At 44.9% G+C, this 18,498-nt stretch carries 12 protein-coding genes; 7 read left to right on the forward strand and 5 right to left on the reverse strand.

Annotated features, from left to right (window positions below):
• The first annotated feature begins 91 nt into the window (after nucleotides 1-91).
• From R7R78_RS04600 to R7R78_RS04610, 3 genes are all read left to right on the forward strand, one after another.
• The gene (locus tag R7R78_RS04600; protein WP_132936392.1) at nucleotides 92-1,954 is read left to right on the forward strand and encodes a putative nucleotidyltransferase substrate binding domain-containing protein; all 1,863 of its coding nucleotides are present in this window, start codon (nucleotides 92-94) and stop codon (nucleotides 1,952-1,954) included.
• Entirely contained in the window at nucleotides 1,954-2,670 is a 717-nt protein-coding gene (locus R7R78_RS04605; RefSeq protein ID WP_005388533.1) for a 3'-5' exonuclease, read from the forward strand. Before R7R78_RS04600 ends, R7R78_RS04605 begins: the two co-directional genes overlap by 1 nt.
• Nucleotides 2,671-3,355: 685 nt before the next feature.
• Entirely contained in the window at nucleotides 3,356-5,137 is a 1,782-nt protein-coding gene (locus R7R78_RS04610) for a sodium:solute symporter family transporter (RefSeq protein WP_031781211.1), read from the forward strand.
• Nucleotides 5,138-5,487: 350 nt separating this feature from the next.
• On the opposite strand, the gene R7R78_RS04615 is transcribed toward R7R78_RS04610, so the two are convergent.
• The 3 genes from R7R78_RS04615 to R7R78_RS04625 form a co-directional block, all read right to left on the reverse strand.
• Nucleotides 5,488-6,114 (reverse strand): hypothetical protein, encoded by a 627-nt coding sequence (locus R7R78_RS04615; protein WP_154203902.1) that lies wholly within the window; start codon nucleotides 6,112-6,114, stop codon nucleotides 5,488-5,490.
• A gap of 326 nt (nucleotides 6,115-6,440) precedes the next feature.
• Nucleotides 6,441-6,761 carry a DOPA 4,5-dioxygenase family protein gene (locus R7R78_RS04620; protein ID WP_005375836.1) on the reverse strand — a complete coding sequence of 107 codons (321 nt, stop codon included), beginning with the start codon at nucleotides 6,759-6,761 and terminating at the stop codon, nucleotides 6,441-6,443.
• Nucleotides 6,762-7,157: 396 nt separating this feature from the next.
• On the reverse strand, nucleotides 7,158-7,352 hold the full coding sequence (locus R7R78_RS04625; protein ID WP_127891143.1) for a hypothetical protein: 195 nt from the start codon (nucleotides 7,350-7,352) through the stop codon (nucleotides 7,158-7,160).
• Between the two features lie 65 nt (nucleotides 7,353-7,417).
• Here R7R78_RS04625 and pdhA point away from each other — a divergent pair, with 65 nt between their 5' ends.
• The 3 genes from pdhA to R7R78_RS04640 are packed head-to-tail and all read left to right on the forward strand — an operon-like array spanning nucleotide 7,418 to nucleotide 10,633.
• Entirely contained in the window at nucleotides 7,418-8,512 is a 1,095-nt protein-coding gene (pdhA, locus tag R7R78_RS04630) for a pyruvate dehydrogenase (acetyl-transferring) E1 component subunit alpha (RefSeq protein WP_213911985.1), read from the forward strand.
• Nucleotides 8,505-9,488 (forward strand): alpha-ketoacid dehydrogenase subunit beta, encoded by a 984-nt coding sequence (locus R7R78_RS04635; protein WP_005375834.1) that lies wholly within the window; start codon nucleotides 8,505-8,507, stop codon nucleotides 9,486-9,488. Before pdhA ends, R7R78_RS04635 begins: the two co-directional genes overlap by 8 nt.
• Nucleotides 9,485-10,633: a dihydrolipoamide acetyltransferase family protein gene (locus R7R78_RS04640; protein ID WP_165401666.1), complete on the forward strand. Its 1,149-nt coding sequence runs from the start codon at nucleotides 9,485-9,487 to the stop codon at nucleotides 10,631-10,633. Before R7R78_RS04635 ends, R7R78_RS04640 begins: the two co-directional genes overlap by 4 nt.
• Before the next feature lie 67 nt (nucleotides 10,634-10,700).
• Here R7R78_RS04640 and R7R78_RS04645 read toward each other — a convergent pair whose 3' ends face one another.
• Nucleotides 10,701-11,666, reverse strand: a complete 966-nt coding sequence (locus R7R78_RS04645; protein ID WP_017821214.1) for an electron transfer flavoprotein subunit alpha/FixB family protein — start codon at nucleotides 11,664-11,666, stop codon at nucleotides 10,701-10,703.
• A 138-nt stretch (nucleotides 11,667-11,804) separates the two neighbouring features.
• On the opposite strand from R7R78_RS04645, the gene R7R78_RS04650 reads away from it, so the two are divergent.
• On the forward strand, nucleotides 11,805-13,466 hold the full coding sequence (locus R7R78_RS04650) for an electron transfer flavoprotein-ubiquinone oxidoreductase (protein ID WP_225473164.1): 1,662 nt from the start codon (nucleotides 11,805-11,807) through the stop codon (nucleotides 13,464-13,466).
• Nucleotides 13,467-13,626: 160 nt separating this feature from the next.
• On the opposite strand, the gene R7R78_RS04655 is transcribed toward R7R78_RS04650, so the two are convergent.
• Nucleotides 13,627-18,498: cadherin domain-containing protein (locus tag R7R78_RS04655; RefSeq protein WP_225473166.1), on the reverse strand; the 4,872-nt coding region annotated here is incomplete at its 5' end.

Raw genomic sequence — 18,498 nt, forward strand, 5'->3', positions numbered from 1 at the left:
CTTTTTTAATTTCGTTTCCTCCAATTCTTTATGGCACACCATCAATATTTTGATATATAGTAATACAAATGTATTTTGAGAATGTTGTGTTATGACCGACTCGCTACTGCCAAATATCATACAGTTTATCAGCCAGATTGATCCGTTTGACAAGGTACCTAAAGGTGCACTTCGCGAGCTTGCTTCATCTGTTAAGATCACTTATTTAAGCAAGGGGGATGTTGTTGATCAATGTTCTTCTAAGAACGAAAAGTCACTTTATATTATTAGAACTGGCTCTATCGAACAGCGTAAATCTGATGGCATATTGAGAGCTAAACTTGGTCCGGAAGATTTGTTTGGCTTCACTTTTCTTGGTAACGAAGTCGAAAGCGGGAAAGAATACAAAGCAATTGCAATCGAAAATTCATTAGTTTATGTAATTCCAAATGCTGCGCTGAAAAAGTTGTGCACTTCTCATCCTGAATGTGCTGAACATTTTGCATCACAAGCTCAGGTACGGCTAAAGTCAGCATTAGATGTCGTGTGGTCTAACAAAGAAAAAGGGTTGTTTATTCGGCGTGTAGAGGAAGTTGCTAGTGGTCGAGTTGCAATTGTAACCGCTGAGCAATCCATTCAGTCAGTCGCCAACGAGATGATCGATAAGTGCTCTCCCTGCGCTGTCGTTTATCGTGATAAAAAAATAGTTGGACTGATTACCGACCGAGATATGACAAAGCGAGTCATCGCCAAAGGATTAAGCATCTCAACACCAGTCGTCGAAGTCATGTCGCCTGATCCTAAAACAATTCATCCTGACGATTTAGTTCTGCACGCAGCCTCCATTATGATGCAGCACAACATAAGAAATTTACCCCTAGTCAGAGACAATAACGTCGTTGGCGTTTTGACAACAACGCACTTGGTTCAAAACCATCGAGTCCAAGCAATATTTTTAATTGAAAAGATCAAATATGCTGGCAGTGTCAAAGCTTTGTCTAGTTTTACGTCTGAGCGCCAAGCTATTTTTGAAGCATTAGTCGAAGGACGGGTTTCACCAGAAATCATTGGTAAAGTGATGACCATGATTATGGATGCGTACACTCGTAGGTTAATACAAATAGCCATTGATAAGTTGGGAACACCTCCCTGTGACTTCTCTTGGATTGTGGCAGGCTCTCATGCTCGCCAAGAAGTACATATGCTGTCAGATCAAGATAGCGCCATCGTATTAGATGATTCGGCAACAGATAACGACCGTATCTACTTCAAACATTTAGCAATGATAGTAAGTAATGGCCTGAATAAATGTAACTATCCATTGTGTCCAGGGAAGTTTATGGCAGCGACCCCTAAATGGTGCCAGCCTCTCTCTGTTTGGAAAAAGTACTATAAGAAATGGGTGGCAAATCCTGAATACGAGCGCCTCCTCAATATCAGTGTCTTTTTAGAAATCCGAACCGTTTATGGAAACAAAGACTTTGAACAGATACTTCGCGATGAGCTTCACTCTAACATCAACGCTAATAGAGAATTCCTTACGATGTTAGTTAACGATGCGGTGAAAACAAACCCACCGTTAGGAATATTCAATAGCCTAGTATTACAAAAATCGGGAGAGAACAAGAAAACGCTCGACGTAAAAAAATACGCGATTAATCTAATCATTGATCTTGCAAGGATTTATGGTCTGGCAGTTGAATGCGACCTCACTGCAACTGATGAGCGTTTTAAAGCAGCTAACGAAAAAGGGCTGCTCAGCCATGACGCGTACAAAAATATAATAAACGCATATCAATTCATCTTGTCGTTTCGATTTGCCCATCAATTAGAAGCACTAAAAAGTGGAGATGAGCCAAATAACCACATTGACCCCAATACGTTCGGTAGTTTTGAACGTCAACATTTAAAAGACGCGTTCCGCATCATTGCAGATCTACAAGAAGTCGCCAAACTCCGTTTTGGGAGCCGATAATGAAGCGCTTACTTGAGTACTTTCATCCATTGACACGAAAAAATCGTCAGAGACAAAAGCACTGTAAAAAGAAGCACATCCCTCTTTATCTTAAAAAGCTGCTTCGCTCGCCAAATCTGGACGTAAATCAACGAGCTTTTGACACTGAGTTCATCGTTCTAGATCTTGAAACAACTGGCTTAGACAGTGAGGAAGAAGTCATTCTTTCCATGGGCTGGGTAGAGATTCGACAAGGCCATATTGACTTAGCAACAAGCCAACACCTTTATGTACATAGCGACTCAAAAATTAAGCCCGAAACCATAGTTGTTAACCATATTACCCAACAAATGCTGACTGATGGAATCTCTATTCATGAAGCAATGCGGACATTCTTTAAAGCAGCAGAAAACAAAGTTATTGTTGCGCACGGATGTATAGTCGAAACTAGCTTTATTAATCAATATTTACAGCGAGTTTTCAACATAAAAGAGTTGCCGCTCATTTGGATAGACACCTTGCGAATAGAAAAAAGGTTACAAAGAGCTATCAATGCTTCCGATGAATCAGATGTGACTCTAGCAGCGACAAGGGAACGTTACGGGTTACCCGCTTACAACGGCCATAATGCACTTGCAGATGCAATTGCAACTGCAGAGTTACTATTAGTTCAACAAACCCGTATCGCACCTCAGACAAAAGCGACAGTCGGGCCCCTTTATCGGCTTAGCCTGTAATCATCCAGATCACAGGCCTATTTGCTAAACATGTTCTCTGTCACAATTTGGTATCATCAGCATTTACCTTAATTAATAATACAATATCATTAATGGGGCGACATTAGCAAAATGCAGCGAATAGCCATTGTCACTTGCCAACATCAGAGCGAGTGTAAACTGATTAGTTGCTCCATATCATAACTACATTTTAGAGAGCTTAGCATTGCATGTGCGCAATGATTGTCGAAGATCTAGCAGTGTTACATAAACAACCGAATTCAGGTGATGTCCCCTCGAACGTCATCTTAAGTGGTTAGTAATCATGTAAAGCCGCTGTTGCGAACTTCAGCCGACAGCTCGCGGTACTAGTACCGTTTGGCCCATGCAGTACAGGCTTGCATGGGCTTTTTTTTTTAACAATCCTACATCAATCGATGTTATATCCCTCTGCCAGATATGCAAATCCGCGTCCATTCTTATTAGAGGACTTAAGATTCTTTATAAGTATATTCATAGAACCCATACCTAAACTCGACACCTTTAGCATCTTCAGAGAAAAGCAATATCTGACACCGATCACTTGTATGATTAATTAAAGGGTTTATTACGCCTTACTGGTCACGATTTTGAGTTATTGTACTACAAATAAGAGAGGCGAACGTTACTATTACTCAGGACAATAAACTACTTCAAAGGTCTAAAGATGGAACTCAATACTCTCATTGTGGGCATCTATTTTCTATTCTTAATCGCAATAGGTTGGATGTTCAGAACTTTTACTAGTACTACAAGCGACTACTTCCGAGGTGGCGGCAACATGCTTTGGTGGATGGTTGGAGCAACGGCGTTTATGACTCAATTCTCTGCTTGGACATTTACTGGCGCCGCTGGTAAAGCCTACAATGATGGTTTTGCTGTCGCTATTATTTTCCTTGCAAACGCGTTTGGTTACTTCATGAACTTCGCTTACTTTGCACCGAAATTTCGTCAGTTACGCGTCGTAACTGTCATAGAAGCCATTCGTATGCGTTTTGGTACAACAAACGAACAAGTATTTACTTGGTCTTCGATGCCAAACAGTGTTGTCTCTGCAGGTGTATGGCTTAACGCCCTTGCTATTATAGCTTCAGGTATTTTTGGTTTTGATATGACAGCAACCATCTGGATTACCGGTTTAGTTGTACTTGCGATGTCGGTAACTGGCGGCTCTTGGGCGGTTATCGCCTCCGATTTCATGCAAATGGTCATCATCATGGCGGTAACAATCACATGTGCAGCCGTTGCTATTGTTCAAGGTGGTGGCGTTACTGAAATTATCTCTAACTTCCCAGTCGCAGAAAGTGGGAGCTTTGTTGCAGGTAACAACCTGAACTACTTAAGCATCTTTAGTATTTGGGCGTTCTTTATCTTCGTTAAGCAGTTCTCTATTACAAACAATATGTTGAACTCTTACCGTTACCTAGCTGCAAAAGACTCTAAAAATGCAAAAAAAGCAGCTTTGCTAGCATGTGTATTGATGCTGGGTGGAGTTTTCATTTGGTTCATGCCTTCTTGGTATATTGCAGGCCAAGGTGTTGATTTAGCGGCAGCTTATCCAGATGCTGGTAACAAAGCAGGCGACTTCGCGTACCTATACTTCGTTCAAGAATACATGCCAGCAGGTATGGTTGGACTTCTGGTCGCTGCAATGTTTGCTGCTACGATGTCCTCTATGGACTCTGGTCTTAACCGCAACTCAGGTATTTTCGTAAAGAACTTTTATGAACCGATCGTTCGTAAAGGCCAAGCATCAGAGAAAGAGCTAGTCGCAGTTTCTAAAGCAACATCGGCGGTATTTGGCGTTGCAATTATTCTAATCGCGCAGTTTATAAACTCTCTAAAAGGTCTGAGTCTATTCGACACTATGATGTACGTTGGTGCGCTCATCGGATTCCCAATGACAATTCCAGCGTTTTTAGGCTTCTTTATCAAGAAAACTCCAGACTGGGCAGGTTGGGGAACTCTAGTCGTGGGTGGCATCGTTTCCTACCTTGTTGGGTTTGTTATCACAGCTGATATGGTGTCATCGGCGTTTGGCCTTGAGGAGTTGACTAGCCGAGAATGGTCTGATGTGAAAGTAGCAATAGGTCTAATCGGACACATGACGCTAACTGGTGGCTTCTTCATGTTGTCGACTCTATTCTACAAGCCTCTAACTGACAAACGTCAAGCAGATGTCGATAAGTTCTTTGAAAACCTATCAACGCCTCTTGTAGCGGAATCAGTGGCACAGAGAAAACTCGATAACAAGCAACGTCAAATGCTGGGTAAACTTATCGCGGTCGCAGGTATAGGTGTCATGTTTATGGCTCTGCTACCTAACCCAGTATGGGGGCGCTTAGTGTTTATTCTATGTGGTGCCATCGTCGGAGGTGTTGGTCTACTACTTGTAAAAGCTGTGGATTCAAGCGCTGAACAAGCCTCTGAACCTGTGACAGAAAGTTAAATCTCTTATTCTAATAAACGCGGCTATTCTTTGGCCGCGTTTTTTAATTCTAAGTTCCCAGTACGAACACTTCACCCTTTTACGAAGACATATCATCTTGTCTAGGGTTATCGAATTGCAGCTTTATTTTGTCATTCGATAAGGCTAAACCAGAACGTGATAATCTGATCGAGTTAAAAGTGCAGCCTACCTTGCTTAAGTAAACGCCCCAAAGCCATCCAAATATCTGATGAAGTAAAGATCTCGGCTCGTATACTTTGTTGCCACTTCGTGATTTAGACTCGCTAGTCCTTTACCTCACTACCTAGTCTACAAGCCAAACTATTCCCGCTGAACAAACCATCTCGGGATTACTTAGGTACACTATTTTCTCTTTTTGCAGATGGCACAACAACCGCTACCAATAAAGCTAACAACAGGAACACTGGGCTAAGCATTAATCCATGCCAGATTGAATACCCATCATGGAACAGCCAGAATATACCAAGCGTCAGTAGGTACGAAAAGTAGCTGCAAAACACCAAGCTAATCGCGACAAAGCGCTTTTGATTAATAATAAGAATCCGCACTAGATACTGGCTAAGAATACCAGAGCAGCGCATGGCAAGTTGCCAATTAATGATAAAGAAAGCAAGCGCAATAAACCCAGCTACGACCAGTGCATCATGCGTGCTTAAAATGAAGTAGCTACCAAATCGGCTTATGATGACCGGATAATCGCCTTCGTATATCGTTGACCAAGATATTGCGTTCGCTGCTGCTACGTAATTGGCAAAATAAGCAATGGCGTAGAAAGTCGTTTGAGAACTGAACGGCTGAAATACATCCGTACAAAATCCTCGCCACTCTTCTTTGTTGGCGGTAGGCCCAACCCAGTCACGTTTTTTTTGAGCGGTACGCCCGGCAAACGCAGGCCCGTTGCGAAACAACAGCCAAAATATATAGAGTGCAAGTATAACCAAGAGTATTGAAAACATACCCTTCCCCCTCATAAATTATCGGCGCCACTGCCAATGGCGTTGGGGTCGTAAACTGCACTTCCCTGCTATACCTATTTGATTTATCAAAGACTTATTATTTTATTACCACCAAAATTCATTTAATGGCATGCTAAACAGCAACATTTTCACGCTTTGTGCGTGAAGTTCGAAAGCCTACTTTTAGGTTTAGCACAAAAATAACTACAGCAAAGCGTAAGAGAGGGATTCCGCACCCATCAATGAAGATGAGGCGTTAAGCAGAAGCTGCGACCGCAATGAGAAGAGAAGGATTCAAAGCGGTCATGCATGGGCGAGAAGAGCAACTATTTCTCTAACTTTTCTTCAAATACACCAATCTCTCTGCCCAACCAAATCGCGCGTTCTGTGTGATCGAGCAACTCTTCTTCGCTTACTGGGTGAATAAGCACAGAAAAATCGCCTCGAATCGTATCAAGCCACGCCAAGAACTCTTCACTCAATGATTCTAGGTGAATTTCAAACATCGGCATCTTGTGTGGGCCAACTAACCTTCCAACTAATGGAAACACACGCAGCACATCTTGACGCTCTTGACGGATGATCTCGTTCAAGGCTTGCGCTTTATCTTGTTCTCTTAGGGGAAAATAAACATGAGCGTGGTACATAACTTCTCCATAATCACTTCCGCTTGAGCACCACCTACTTTGGATAAGCTCAAGGACTGCCGAGGGTATACATTTGTAATGCCGTCACCCTACCTTGATTCCACTCAGTTGGGAAGAAGTTATGCATTCTCATAAGGTCGAGGCTTCGAGCACAACAAAAATTTGCAATTCATCATATAGCAACTGTTTGAGTTGATTCATTAATAATGACTCACTTTGTCAAATTTTACAGCCAAATTTTGTTGCAAATATGTTTCATTAACCAGTAATTAAATTCGAGTTTAAAAATACCACCAACAAAATAGCAGCATATTACTCTGCAAAATCAGGGTGTAAGCAAAACTTTACTACTGAGCGAAAGTCAAAATGAAGCATAATTTAACAATTTGTTTACACTTATTGTATCTGGCTATACCACGATTTAGTTAGAGGGTTAGATACAGAAAAGCCTTTCTCTGTATCTTGCGGTGAAATAGTCGCAGCGATGTTATCGACAAATAGTTTAAGGGACGAACAGATGCCTACCGCTATCGAAAGCACACGCAACCTTAGGTATGGCCTTTGCGCTGATATCAGAGTTTGAGTACCCATACAAACTCTGGTTTTGTATGAACAGCTGCAGTCCAAAAGACCCGCAGCGTCAAAAGGAGCTTGAGATGAACGTTCAGGCATTACCCATGCATCGGTTTATCGACCATCGTGGGGACCTAGTCGGCCAACTACCCAACTGGGCTGACAATGAAACATTGGTCGGGTTTTACCGAGACATGGTATTAACTCGCACTTACGACAACAAAGCAGTTGCCTTGCAACGCACCGGTAAGCTAGGGACCTATCCCTCACACTTAGGCGCGGAAGCCATAGGCATTGCGGTCGGCAGAGCACTTAAAGCCGATGATGTGTTTGTCCCTTACTACCGCGATATGCCTGCGATGTGGTGTCGTGGCATTGGCATGGAAAAGAACCTTCAATACTGGGGTGGCGATGAGCGCGGGAGTGATTTTGCTCCTGAAGGAAGTCCGGTTCCTAGCCGAGACCTTCCCTACTGTGTACCCATAGCGACGCAATGTACGCATGCTGTCGGGGTGGCTTCCGCGCTAAAAATTCAAGGTAACCATGAAGCTGCGCTAGTCATGTGCGGCGATGGTGGTACATCCAAAGGGGACTTTCTTGAGTCAATAAACTGCGCAGGTACTTGGAATATTCCACTTGTTTTCGTCGTAAACAATAACCAGTGGGCAATTTCAGTGCCGCGTAGTCTCCAATGTGCCGCCGATTTCTTATCAGAAAAAGCGCAAGGTGCAGGTATACCGGGTATTACTGTCGATGGTAACGATGTCGTCGCCGTTTATGATGCAACTAAAACCGCCCTTGAGAGAGCAAGAAAAGGGAAAGGTGCAACACTCATCGAAGCGGTGAGTTACCGACTGAGTGACCACACTACGGCCGATGATGCGACTCGTTATCGTAAAGAAGATGATGTTCAAACTGCATGGCAATACGAACCTATCGCACGTCTTAAAACGTACCTCCTTAATCAAGGCGCTTGGAGCGACGAACAAGAACAGCAATGGCTAGATTACTGTAAAGAGCAAGTAGAGTTAGCTGTTGAACGCTATCTGAGCTTACCGCCACAAGCACCAGAAACCGGTTTCGATTATTTGTATGAATCGCTACCTCAAGAGCTTCATGCACAAAGAGATGAACTCATCAACAAGGCAATGAGAATGCAGGGAGGCAGACATGGCTGAGCTAACGTTGGTTGAAGCAGTAAACCTTGCCCTGCACCACGAAATGCAACAAGACCCCAATGTTGTCGTACTAGGTGAAGACGTTGGCGATAATGGTGGTGTATTTCGTGCCACTGTTGGACTCAAGCAAGAGTTTGGTCTTAAACGAGTCATCGATACGCCACTCGCTGAAGCCTTAATCGGCGGGGTTGCGGTCGGTATGGCAACGCAAGGATTACGACCTGTCGCCGAATTTCAGTTTCAAGGTTTCGTTTTTCCTGCGATGGAGCACTTAATGTGCCACGCGGCTCGAATGCGTAACAGAACTCGCGGTCGGCTCACTTGTCCCGCGGTTTTCCGTGCGCCATTTGGCGGCGGTATCCACGCTCCGGAACACCACTCAGAAAGCGTGGAAGCGCTATTTGCTCACACTGCTGGATTTAAAGTGGTGATTCCTTCTTCACCACAACGCGCATACGGCTTACTTCTCGCCGCAATTAGAAGCAATGATCCCATCATGTTCTTCGAACCGAAGCGCATATATCGCACCGTTAAATCTGAAGTCGTCGATAACGGCGAAGCACTCCCACTCGACACCTGCTTCACCTTACGTAAGGGGCGAGATATCACGCTCGTTACTTGGGGCGCATGCGTCGTAGAGTCACTTCAGGCCGCACAAACCTTGTCTAGTCAGGGAATTGAAGTCGAGGTGATTGATTTGGCGAGTATTAAGCCAATTGATACCGCGACGATTTTCAGCTCACTAGAAAAAACTGGACGTTTACTCGTTGTTCATGAAGCGAGTAAAACTTGTGGTGTGGGATCTGAGCTATTAGCTCGAACAGCTGAACACGCCATGTGCTTACTTAAAGCCCCACCTAAACGAGTAACTGGAATGGACACCATTATGCCTTATTACCGTAACGAAGATTATTTCATGGTTCAGGAAGAAGACATTGTGACCGCGGCGCGCGAACTCGTGGAGGATTGGAAATGAAGACGTTTAATTTACCCGATCTCGGTGAAGGTCTCGCTGAGTCAGAAATTGTCAAATGGCACGTTAATGTCGGAGACATGGTTAAGTTAGATCAAGTGATCTTAACCGTAGAGACAGCAAAAGCGACGGTAGACGTCCCGGCCCCCTACTCTGGCCGTGTGGTCAGCCGTCATGGTGATGAAGGTGAAATCGTCAATATTGGTGCATTACTGCTAGAGATTGATGAAACAGGTGCCGAGAGAGAAGTAACGGCAGAGAAAAAAGCCACTGCTGACGCCGCAACCGTCGTCGGTAGCGTTTCTCACCAAGCGCATCATGTTAACGTTGATGATTTCTGGATTGGTGGCAACCACAACACGACAGAAAGTAACCTCGTTACCGCCCTGCCTTCGGCTCGCTTGTTGGCACAAAAACTTGGGGTAGATCTTAACCTCGTGTCAGGTAGTGGCCCGAACGGACTTATCGTAGATGCCGATATTTACGACGAAGCCGGAAAACAGCGTCCAGGCACCGAAGTTTTGAAAGGCGCTCGACGTACCATGGTATCGTCTATGACCGAGTCGCACGAACATGTTGCCGCCGTAACCATTACGGAAGAAGCGTTGTTGGAAGATTGGCTGCCAAACGAAGATATCAGTATCCGCCTTGTTCAAGCGATTGTTCATGCGTGTCAAGAAGAGCCTGCTTTAAACGCTTGGTTTGATGCCGAAACCATGACACGCTGTGTACACACAACGGTCAATGTAGGAATTGCAGTAGATAGCCGTCATGGATTGTACGTACCAGTTTTGCGCCACGCAGATGAATACGAGCCACAAGATGTCCGTCGTTGGCTCGATCAAACCGTTGAAGGGATCAGAGAGAGAAAAATCGGTCGTGAGCAATTGCAGCACGCGACGATTACGCTTTCCAACTTCGGCGCGATTGCCGGTATTTACGCAACACCTGTCGTCACACCGCCACAAGTCGCTATTGTAGGTGCGGGCCGAATACTCGACCGAGTTGTGATAAGAAATGGTCAGGCAATTTCGGTGAAAGCAATGCCGCTATCCGTAACGTTTGATCATCGCGCTTGTACTGGTGGTGAAGCTGCAAGGTTTACGAAAGTACTTGCAGAGCACCTGCAACGTCCGAGCGAAAAGTAACTTATAAAAATCAAATGATAAAGGCTTCCAGTCCGGAAGCCTTTTGTTTTAGGAAGCAAGACTATATCTACAGCTTCTCTAACAGCTCAGGCATTACCACAAACAAATCGTCGACCAATCCATAATCTGCAATGTCAAAAATAGGCGCATCAGGATCGCTATTAATTGCAACAATCACCTTGGAATCTTTCATTCCCGCCAAATGCTGGATCGCGCCAGAAATTCCGACGGCAATGTATAACTCCGGTGCAACAATTTTGCCGGTTTGCCCGACTTGATGGTCATTAGACACATAGCCCGCATCGACCGCCGCTCGTGACGCCCCTACCGCTCCACCTAGCTTGTCAGCCAATTGTTCTACTAAAACAAACTTCTCTTTACTCCCGAATGCACGACCACCCGACACTACTACTCTAGCAGCTGGCAATTCTGGTCGCTCACTTTCTGGCGTTTGTTGCGAAACAAACTCACTAAGTTTATTGATAATCACCGTGTCGACTTGAGTAAGCTTAGGGACAACTGGCGTGTCAGATAGCTCTGCGGCATCAAAAGCCGTACTTCTTATGGTCATCACTTTATAGGGATCATTCGACGTGACTCTCGCCAATGCATTTCCAGCATAAATTGGACGAATCACCGTATCGATAGACTCGATTGTCATCACGTCAGAAAGTTGACCAACATTAAGCAACGCCGCCACACGAGGCATCACATTCTTACCAAATGTACTGGCAGGAGAAAGAATGTGTGAGTAGTTTTTGGCTACTTGTGAGATCAAAGGTGCGATATTTTCCGCTAATCCATGTTCATATCCCTTCGCATCAACCCAGATAATTTCTGCAACACCCTGAACGCAATTCAACTCATCCAAAACTGATTGGCACTGATAACCAATAAGCAACACAGAAACAGGAAGCGATTTATCATCATCCTTAATCTCAAATGCCGCTTTAATTGCACACAGCGTCCCTACAGCCAACGATTGGTTGTCATGCTCTGCGAGCACAAGTGTTGCTAATGGTCGGTCTTCCATGGTCATGCCTCATATAACACATCAGATCCATTACTTGAGCTTAGTCCACTTCACGTTAACGTCAACTGAGCTATAGTTTTCTGTATAGAAACCAAAAACCTGTCACGCAGATGACGATAATAGAAAGGAAGCATAAAGATGGAACGAGAATGCATGGAGTTTGATGTCGTGATCGTGGGGGCCGGACCTGCAGGCTTAAGCGCCGCTTGTCGGCTAGCTCAACTCAACCAAGACAGTGAAGGTGACGCTCTTTCAATTTGCGTTGTAGAAAAAGGCTCAGAAGTGGGCGCACATATTCTATCTGGCGCTGTTTTTGAAACTAGTGCCTTAGATGAGCTTTTCCCCAATTGGAAAGAAATGGACGCCCCGCTAGCAGCCTCAGTTCAACGAGATGATTTCCTTTATCTTACTACTGAACAAAACCATATTCGCGTTCCCCACTTGCTTACACCGCGTCCAATGATAAATGGCGAGAATAATTACGTAATTAGCCTTGCCAACCTTTGCCGTTGGCTCGCTAACCAAGCAGAAAATCTTGGGGTGGAAGTTTTTCCGGGCTTTGCCGCTGCAAGCATCAATTATGATCAGACTGGCGCAGTGACAGGCATTAACACGAGCGATATGGGACTAGATAAGAACGGCCAGGCCAAACCTAACTTTGAACCAGGTATCGAGCTAAGGGCAAAATACACCCTTTTTGCTGAAGGTTGTCGCGGACATCTGGGTAAAGAACTTATTCAAAGGTTCGACCTAGACGCAGGAAAGCAACCACAGCACTACGCGCTTGGCCTAAAAGAGATATGGGAGTTACCCACTGACAGTAAGGATGTATCTGGCAGTGTTATCCACTCCGCTGGCTGGCCCTTGAGTGAAACAAATACCACAGGCGGCGGTTTTCTCTATCACATGGAGAACAACCAAATCGCCGTCGGGCTTATTGTCGACTTGAATTACAGCAATCCTTACTTGAGTCCGTTTGACGAATTTCAACGCTTTAAGCACCATCCTGCTATTGAACCACATTTGAAAGGTGCTCAGCGCATCGCTTACGGCGCAAGAGCCATTGCGAAAGGTGGGCTTTCCTCTCTGCCGAGACAACAATTCCCTGGCGGTTTATTGATTGGTTGTGATGCGGGGACTTTGAACGTTGCTAAAATTAAAGGCAGCCACACAGCAATGAAATCCGGAATCATTGCAGCAGAAGCGGTACATACGGCCCGACAAACTGGAGCTTCTGAGCCAGACTACCAGTCGTTGTTTGAATCATCATGGTTGTATGACGAACTCGCTGAAACGCGTAACTTTGGTGCGAACATTCATAAGTTTGGCAGCATACTGGGCGGTGCTCTTTCGACTTTTGAACACAACCTGTGGCAACCACTGGTTAAAAAGCCGTTACCTTGGTCTATCAAGGACTATTCGCACGATCATGAGCAGTTAAAACCTAAACAAGAGTGCCACCCAATTGCATACCCAAAACCAGATGGTGAAATCAGTTTTGATAAGCCTTCGTCGGTATTTTTGTCGGGAACACAGCACGAAGAGAATCAACCTTGTCACCTTGTTCTGACTTACCCTCACATTCCAATTGATGTGAATTTAGGTATGTATGACGAGCCGAGCCAGCGCTATTGCCCAGCAGGGGTTTACGAAGTGGTGGAAGTGAACAATAAGTTGAAGTTTCAGATAAATGCCGCCAACTGTGTGCATTGCAAAACCTGTGACATCAAAGATCCTTCGCAAAACATCACGTGGAAAGCACCAGAAGGTGGCGGTGGACCGAGCTATCAAAACATGTAATCGAAGAACCACTTATAGTGCAGAAGCAGTGCATTTACTACTGCTAATTTTTGAAGTGGTTAAGCAAAAAGTCAGTAGTTAACAGCGGCAGAAAAGAAAAACAGCACCTGATGATTCAATCAGGTGCTGTTTACTAAAATAACGTTATCTTCAGGTAATATTAATCCACGCTAAAAACTTGGTGATGGAACAGCTGATCAACGATTTCATGAGATGTCGATGACGACCCTAGCTCCAACCCTGATAAATCAAAGTTCTCTAATGCCACTGACATTGTGTTGCTGCCTTCTCCAGTAATCGTCAAATTCAGAGTATCTTGGTCACTATCGTAGTCTGCGCTTACGTGTTCCAACAAGTTATCCATATCCGTTGTGTCGTCACCGACAAACTCAAGAATATCACTCAAATCCAACTTGTCTTCATCCAGCCTAAAGTCTTTAATCACATCTCTTGATGGCGTCATGTCCAGTGCTTCTTGAGTAAAGGTAAAGGTGTCAATACCCTCTCCACCTGTCAAGATGTCACTGCCTAGACCTCCCATCAGGATATCGTTTCCAAACCCACCAACCAGAATGTCATCGCCTGCGCCACCACTCAACGTATCTCCACCTGCTTGTCCTAGCAAAATATCAATACTTTCGCCACCAGTGATGCTATTCGCAAACTCATCTCCCACCGACGCATGGCGCTCAGTTTGGACAATATCGGTACCAGAATCGTTTAATGTAAGTGTAAAGACGTTTTCACTTATGCCACCTTTACCATCAGACACTTTAAACAAGAAATGTAAATCCGCCTGCTGGTCGCCCTGTAGAGTAAGTTCATCGCTTTGAGTAAAGCTATAACTGCCATTGGATGACACTTCCAAGGTGCCGAACGCTGTCTGGATATGAAGCTGACCATCTACTTCACTGGACGAAGAAACTAACGGCTGATTTACACTTACACCGTGCAGGTCTGCGCCCAACAGAGTGAAATCGCCTTCTGCCAAAGAAACGGTCATGCTGTCACCATCAGCGTCCTGGCTTCCCGCCAGTAACTCACCGGCAATTGGATCGGGAGAGAACTGGTTTAGGTACTGCCCCAAGTCTTCACCTGAGTCGATAAACACCACTTTGTCGCTAAGTTCATCTAGAGCCTCTGCTGCTTTTACATTATCAGAGAGAGCGATACCAATTCCATATACTTTGGCGTCATGAGTCTGTTTGTAATCCTCCCAGCGCTCGGCTAGATCAGGAGAAGTAACAGCGCCCTCGCTAGGGTTAGGTTCGCCATCTGAGATAAAGAATATAGTGTCCTTACTCTCTGACGGTTTTTCTGGACCGAAATAGTCCCAACCATCCTGCCAAGGGTAAACGGCATTACTTGCCTCACCAGGCTCCATTACAGCTTCTAAAGCTTTATCGTAATCCGTATTAGTACCGTATTCTACGTCACACCAGTTACGCACATATTCTGACACTTCATTTTGGAAACTTAAGTCGTTTGGATCACGGCCATTCATCTCTGGTGGGCGTGTCATCAACTCAACTTCACTCAAGGTCAGCCAGCTATGTGTGGATGTATCACCGTCGAAACGTACCAGGCGGATATAGGTGTTTGATTCTCCTCCATCGGCAGTCATGTTTTCAACCATGGAATGTAACGCAGCAGCTGCTTTGTAAGCTCTCGATTCAGTTTTCGGTGCGGTTGCATCACGACCCACGGTATTCTCACCGTCAAAGGTACGGGTCATACTGTTCGAATGGTCGAACACTACCGTCACTTTATTGATCGGTAAGTCTTCCATCTGAGCAAAGCCCTGAACTGGAGATGAGGTTGGGGCATGGTTCTCAGTGACATTCAGGATAACCTGAGTTGTATCGGTATCCACACCATCACTTGCAGACACTTCCAACTGATACGTTTGCTGAGTTGAGTGATCCAGTTTTACACCATCTTTCAGCCAAATCTCGCCACTCTTAGAGTCAACACGGAATAGATCAGCATCACCACCACTCAATTCATACTTTATGGTGTCACTACCATCCGGATCAAACGCTTCCACCTGGCCGACTAATACTCCAACTTCTTGCTCAGCGACGTCAAAGCTTGCTGTATCTTCTGTTGGCATACCGTTGGCATCGGTGCCGTGGGTTTGATCTGCATCACCGACACTGATGAATTCTGGTGCCCGATCTCGGATATCAATGGTAACTTCGCTATTTGTAGTATCACCGTCAGCATCAATAACCGTAACGTCAAGCTTCTCTTGTTGGTGACCTACAACATTACTCGCTTGATAGTCGTAGTGACCATTTTCAAAGTTAATGGTTAGCTTGCCGTGGTTGGTATCAATCTGAGCGAGAGAATGATCCGATATTTTCGCTCCATCGCTGGTAGTGACATCACCGTTTACTTTGTTGTAGTAATATATTTCGCCATCGATAGTGATGTGATCTACCCACTGAGCATCACCGCCATTGTCATCCAAAAGATTGCCTTGCAACTGGCCTGAGACCGTTTTACTAAGCAAATCCACAATTTGAGAATCATCTACAACGACAATAGCACTGCCTTTATCTGTCGCGATCGACTCCAGATGTTCCAGAGACGCACCATTACCGATACCGACAGACCAGATATTTTCAACATCCTGACCGCTACTGCTGATGCCATTTTCCATCGCATTTTGCAGAATGATGCCCTCTTCTTCAGAAGTAGGCTGAACCCGACCATTCACTATGTCCTGATAACGCTGTTCACTTTCAAAATCATCTGATGTTGACCACTTAATCAAGTTTTCACGGGTTTGAATTTCTCCCACGTTCGTTTGATTTGTCCAATAGGTAAAATCGGAAGGTCGACCATCTGAGATAAAGTAAAGCTGGGTATCGGTATTACTAAGCAATGCATCATCTTCTGGATCACTAAGTATTTCATTTATTTGGTCAACGGCCTGGTTATATGGCGTCGATGCATATGGATGTATACCAGAGATAAAGGCATCAATGGCCTCGGCAGAATCTAGCCACTCAGAAATCTGGCCAGATGGTTGTCCGCTGTAAGTTGCAATTCTAAAACTTACTGGACCCAAATCTTGGTATTGCTCAAACATTGACTTAATAGAGTCTTGAGCAAGTTGCCAGCGAGTAACATATTGTCCGTCTGCATCTGTTACCCAGTCGAGCATTGATTCTGACGCATCAAGTGCAATCACAACACTATTACTTTGTGAATCAACATCATTTATTTCGTAGTGAGCTGAAGACGATGACGGTAATGAATCCGTCACATTCAGATGCAAGGTGGCACTCTCAGACTGACCTCCGGCACCCACCTCGACCCTAGCGCGGATATCCAGCATGTCCGCCCCCTGCTCCGAATGATCAAGAGGCATATGTTGATCAACTGTGAAATGACCCGTTTTGCTATCTATGTTGGCTTGAACTACTTTGATGCGGTCGGCACCTGTTCCAGTATAACCAGTTAGAGTGCTCTGATCTGCACTCACTTCAAACACAACCTCTTTACCATCGCTGGTGAAACCACCTAGGTTTTGATCGGCGTTGAAGTGATATTCAGCCTCCGTTGCAGACCCGAGGTTTGCGATAAAGTTGCCTTCAGCATGTACGCCAGTATCCGTGCCAACTTGAGATTCATCCAATGCTGCGTGCGCATCACTGAGCGACATAGGCTCACCCATCACACTAACGGTAACTTCTGCTTTATCAGTCAGGCCGTCGTCATCACGAATGGTGTATTCGAAGGTATAATCTTTCACTTCACCCGTTTTCAGGGTTTGTTGATCAGCTGGCAGTGACTCTAGGTACTTGGCCGCATCAAAGACCAATTTACCATCTTGCAGACTGAGGAAACTTTCTGATGGATAGTCGATAATAGTCAGAGCGTCACCATCCGGGTCGCTGTCATTCGCTAGAACATCCAGCTCTAAAGTGCCTGAGCCGTTGGTCTGGTAAGCTTCATCAAAGGTCGTCAGGTCCGCTGATACCTGAGTAATAAAGTACTCTGAGCCTTTAGGATCAATGACACCGTCTTTATAGCTGGTAGTAGACATTTCAATACTATCGAAGAAACGCCCATCTGCATTGATGTTGACTACTTGATTACCACCACGGGTACCTTCAAACACACCTGTCGCAACCAAGTCACCTTTGTAGTAAGCCTTCCAAACACCGCGCTCAATACCAGGCTCCCAGCTACCGTTCGAAGTGTCTGTCCATAGGTTTTTCACTTCAACTTCAGCATGATCGGCAACCTGACCTTTAGTAAAGGAGAAGCGCATTGCTTCACTTTGTCCAGTTGCATCATCATATCGAATCTGACCATCTTGAACCCGGTCTGAGCCGCTGTCTAGCGCAGAACTAACGCCATATTTGTGGTCACCGTCACCAATATAATCAGCTTTCGATGCATCAGAAACCTTGTTTCCAGATCGAGTATCAATCACATAGTAATCGACAGTGATATCAGTGCTATCATCCCAGTTGCTCTGGTCAATTGTCTTGGTTGTTTTTTCAATACCCTTATCATCTTCAGCAATAGGGGCTTCATTAATATCACGAACCAACACTTCGACCTGAGCGGTGTCTTTAACGCCAAACTGGTCACGAGCTTCCACTTCTAGCTGGTAGTTATCGATAGATTCATGGTCCAGATTTGCACCATTTTTGACACTGATCTCACCGGTAAGACTGTTCATTTCAAACAGTTCGCTATGACTGTTTAAGTGATACGTTATCTGACTGTCCTGATCGACATCGAATGCATTTACTTTTCCAATTACACCCGATTGACTGTTTTCATCAACGTTAAACTGGTAACTATCGATGTCAGTTTTACCTTGGGCATCCAGACCAAAGTTGTCATTATTTCCGCTAACAAATTCAGGAACATCATTAGTGCCCGTAATATCAATCACGATGTTTTGTTGGGTGCCATCGGTTGCCGTCAGGGTGATGGTGTCTTGCACCTGATCACCCTCGTCCAGCTGTTGAACCTGGCTTTGGTCCAGCGTATACGTCCACTGACC

It is taken from the genome of Vibrio sp. 2134-1 (genome assembly GCF_033339495.1).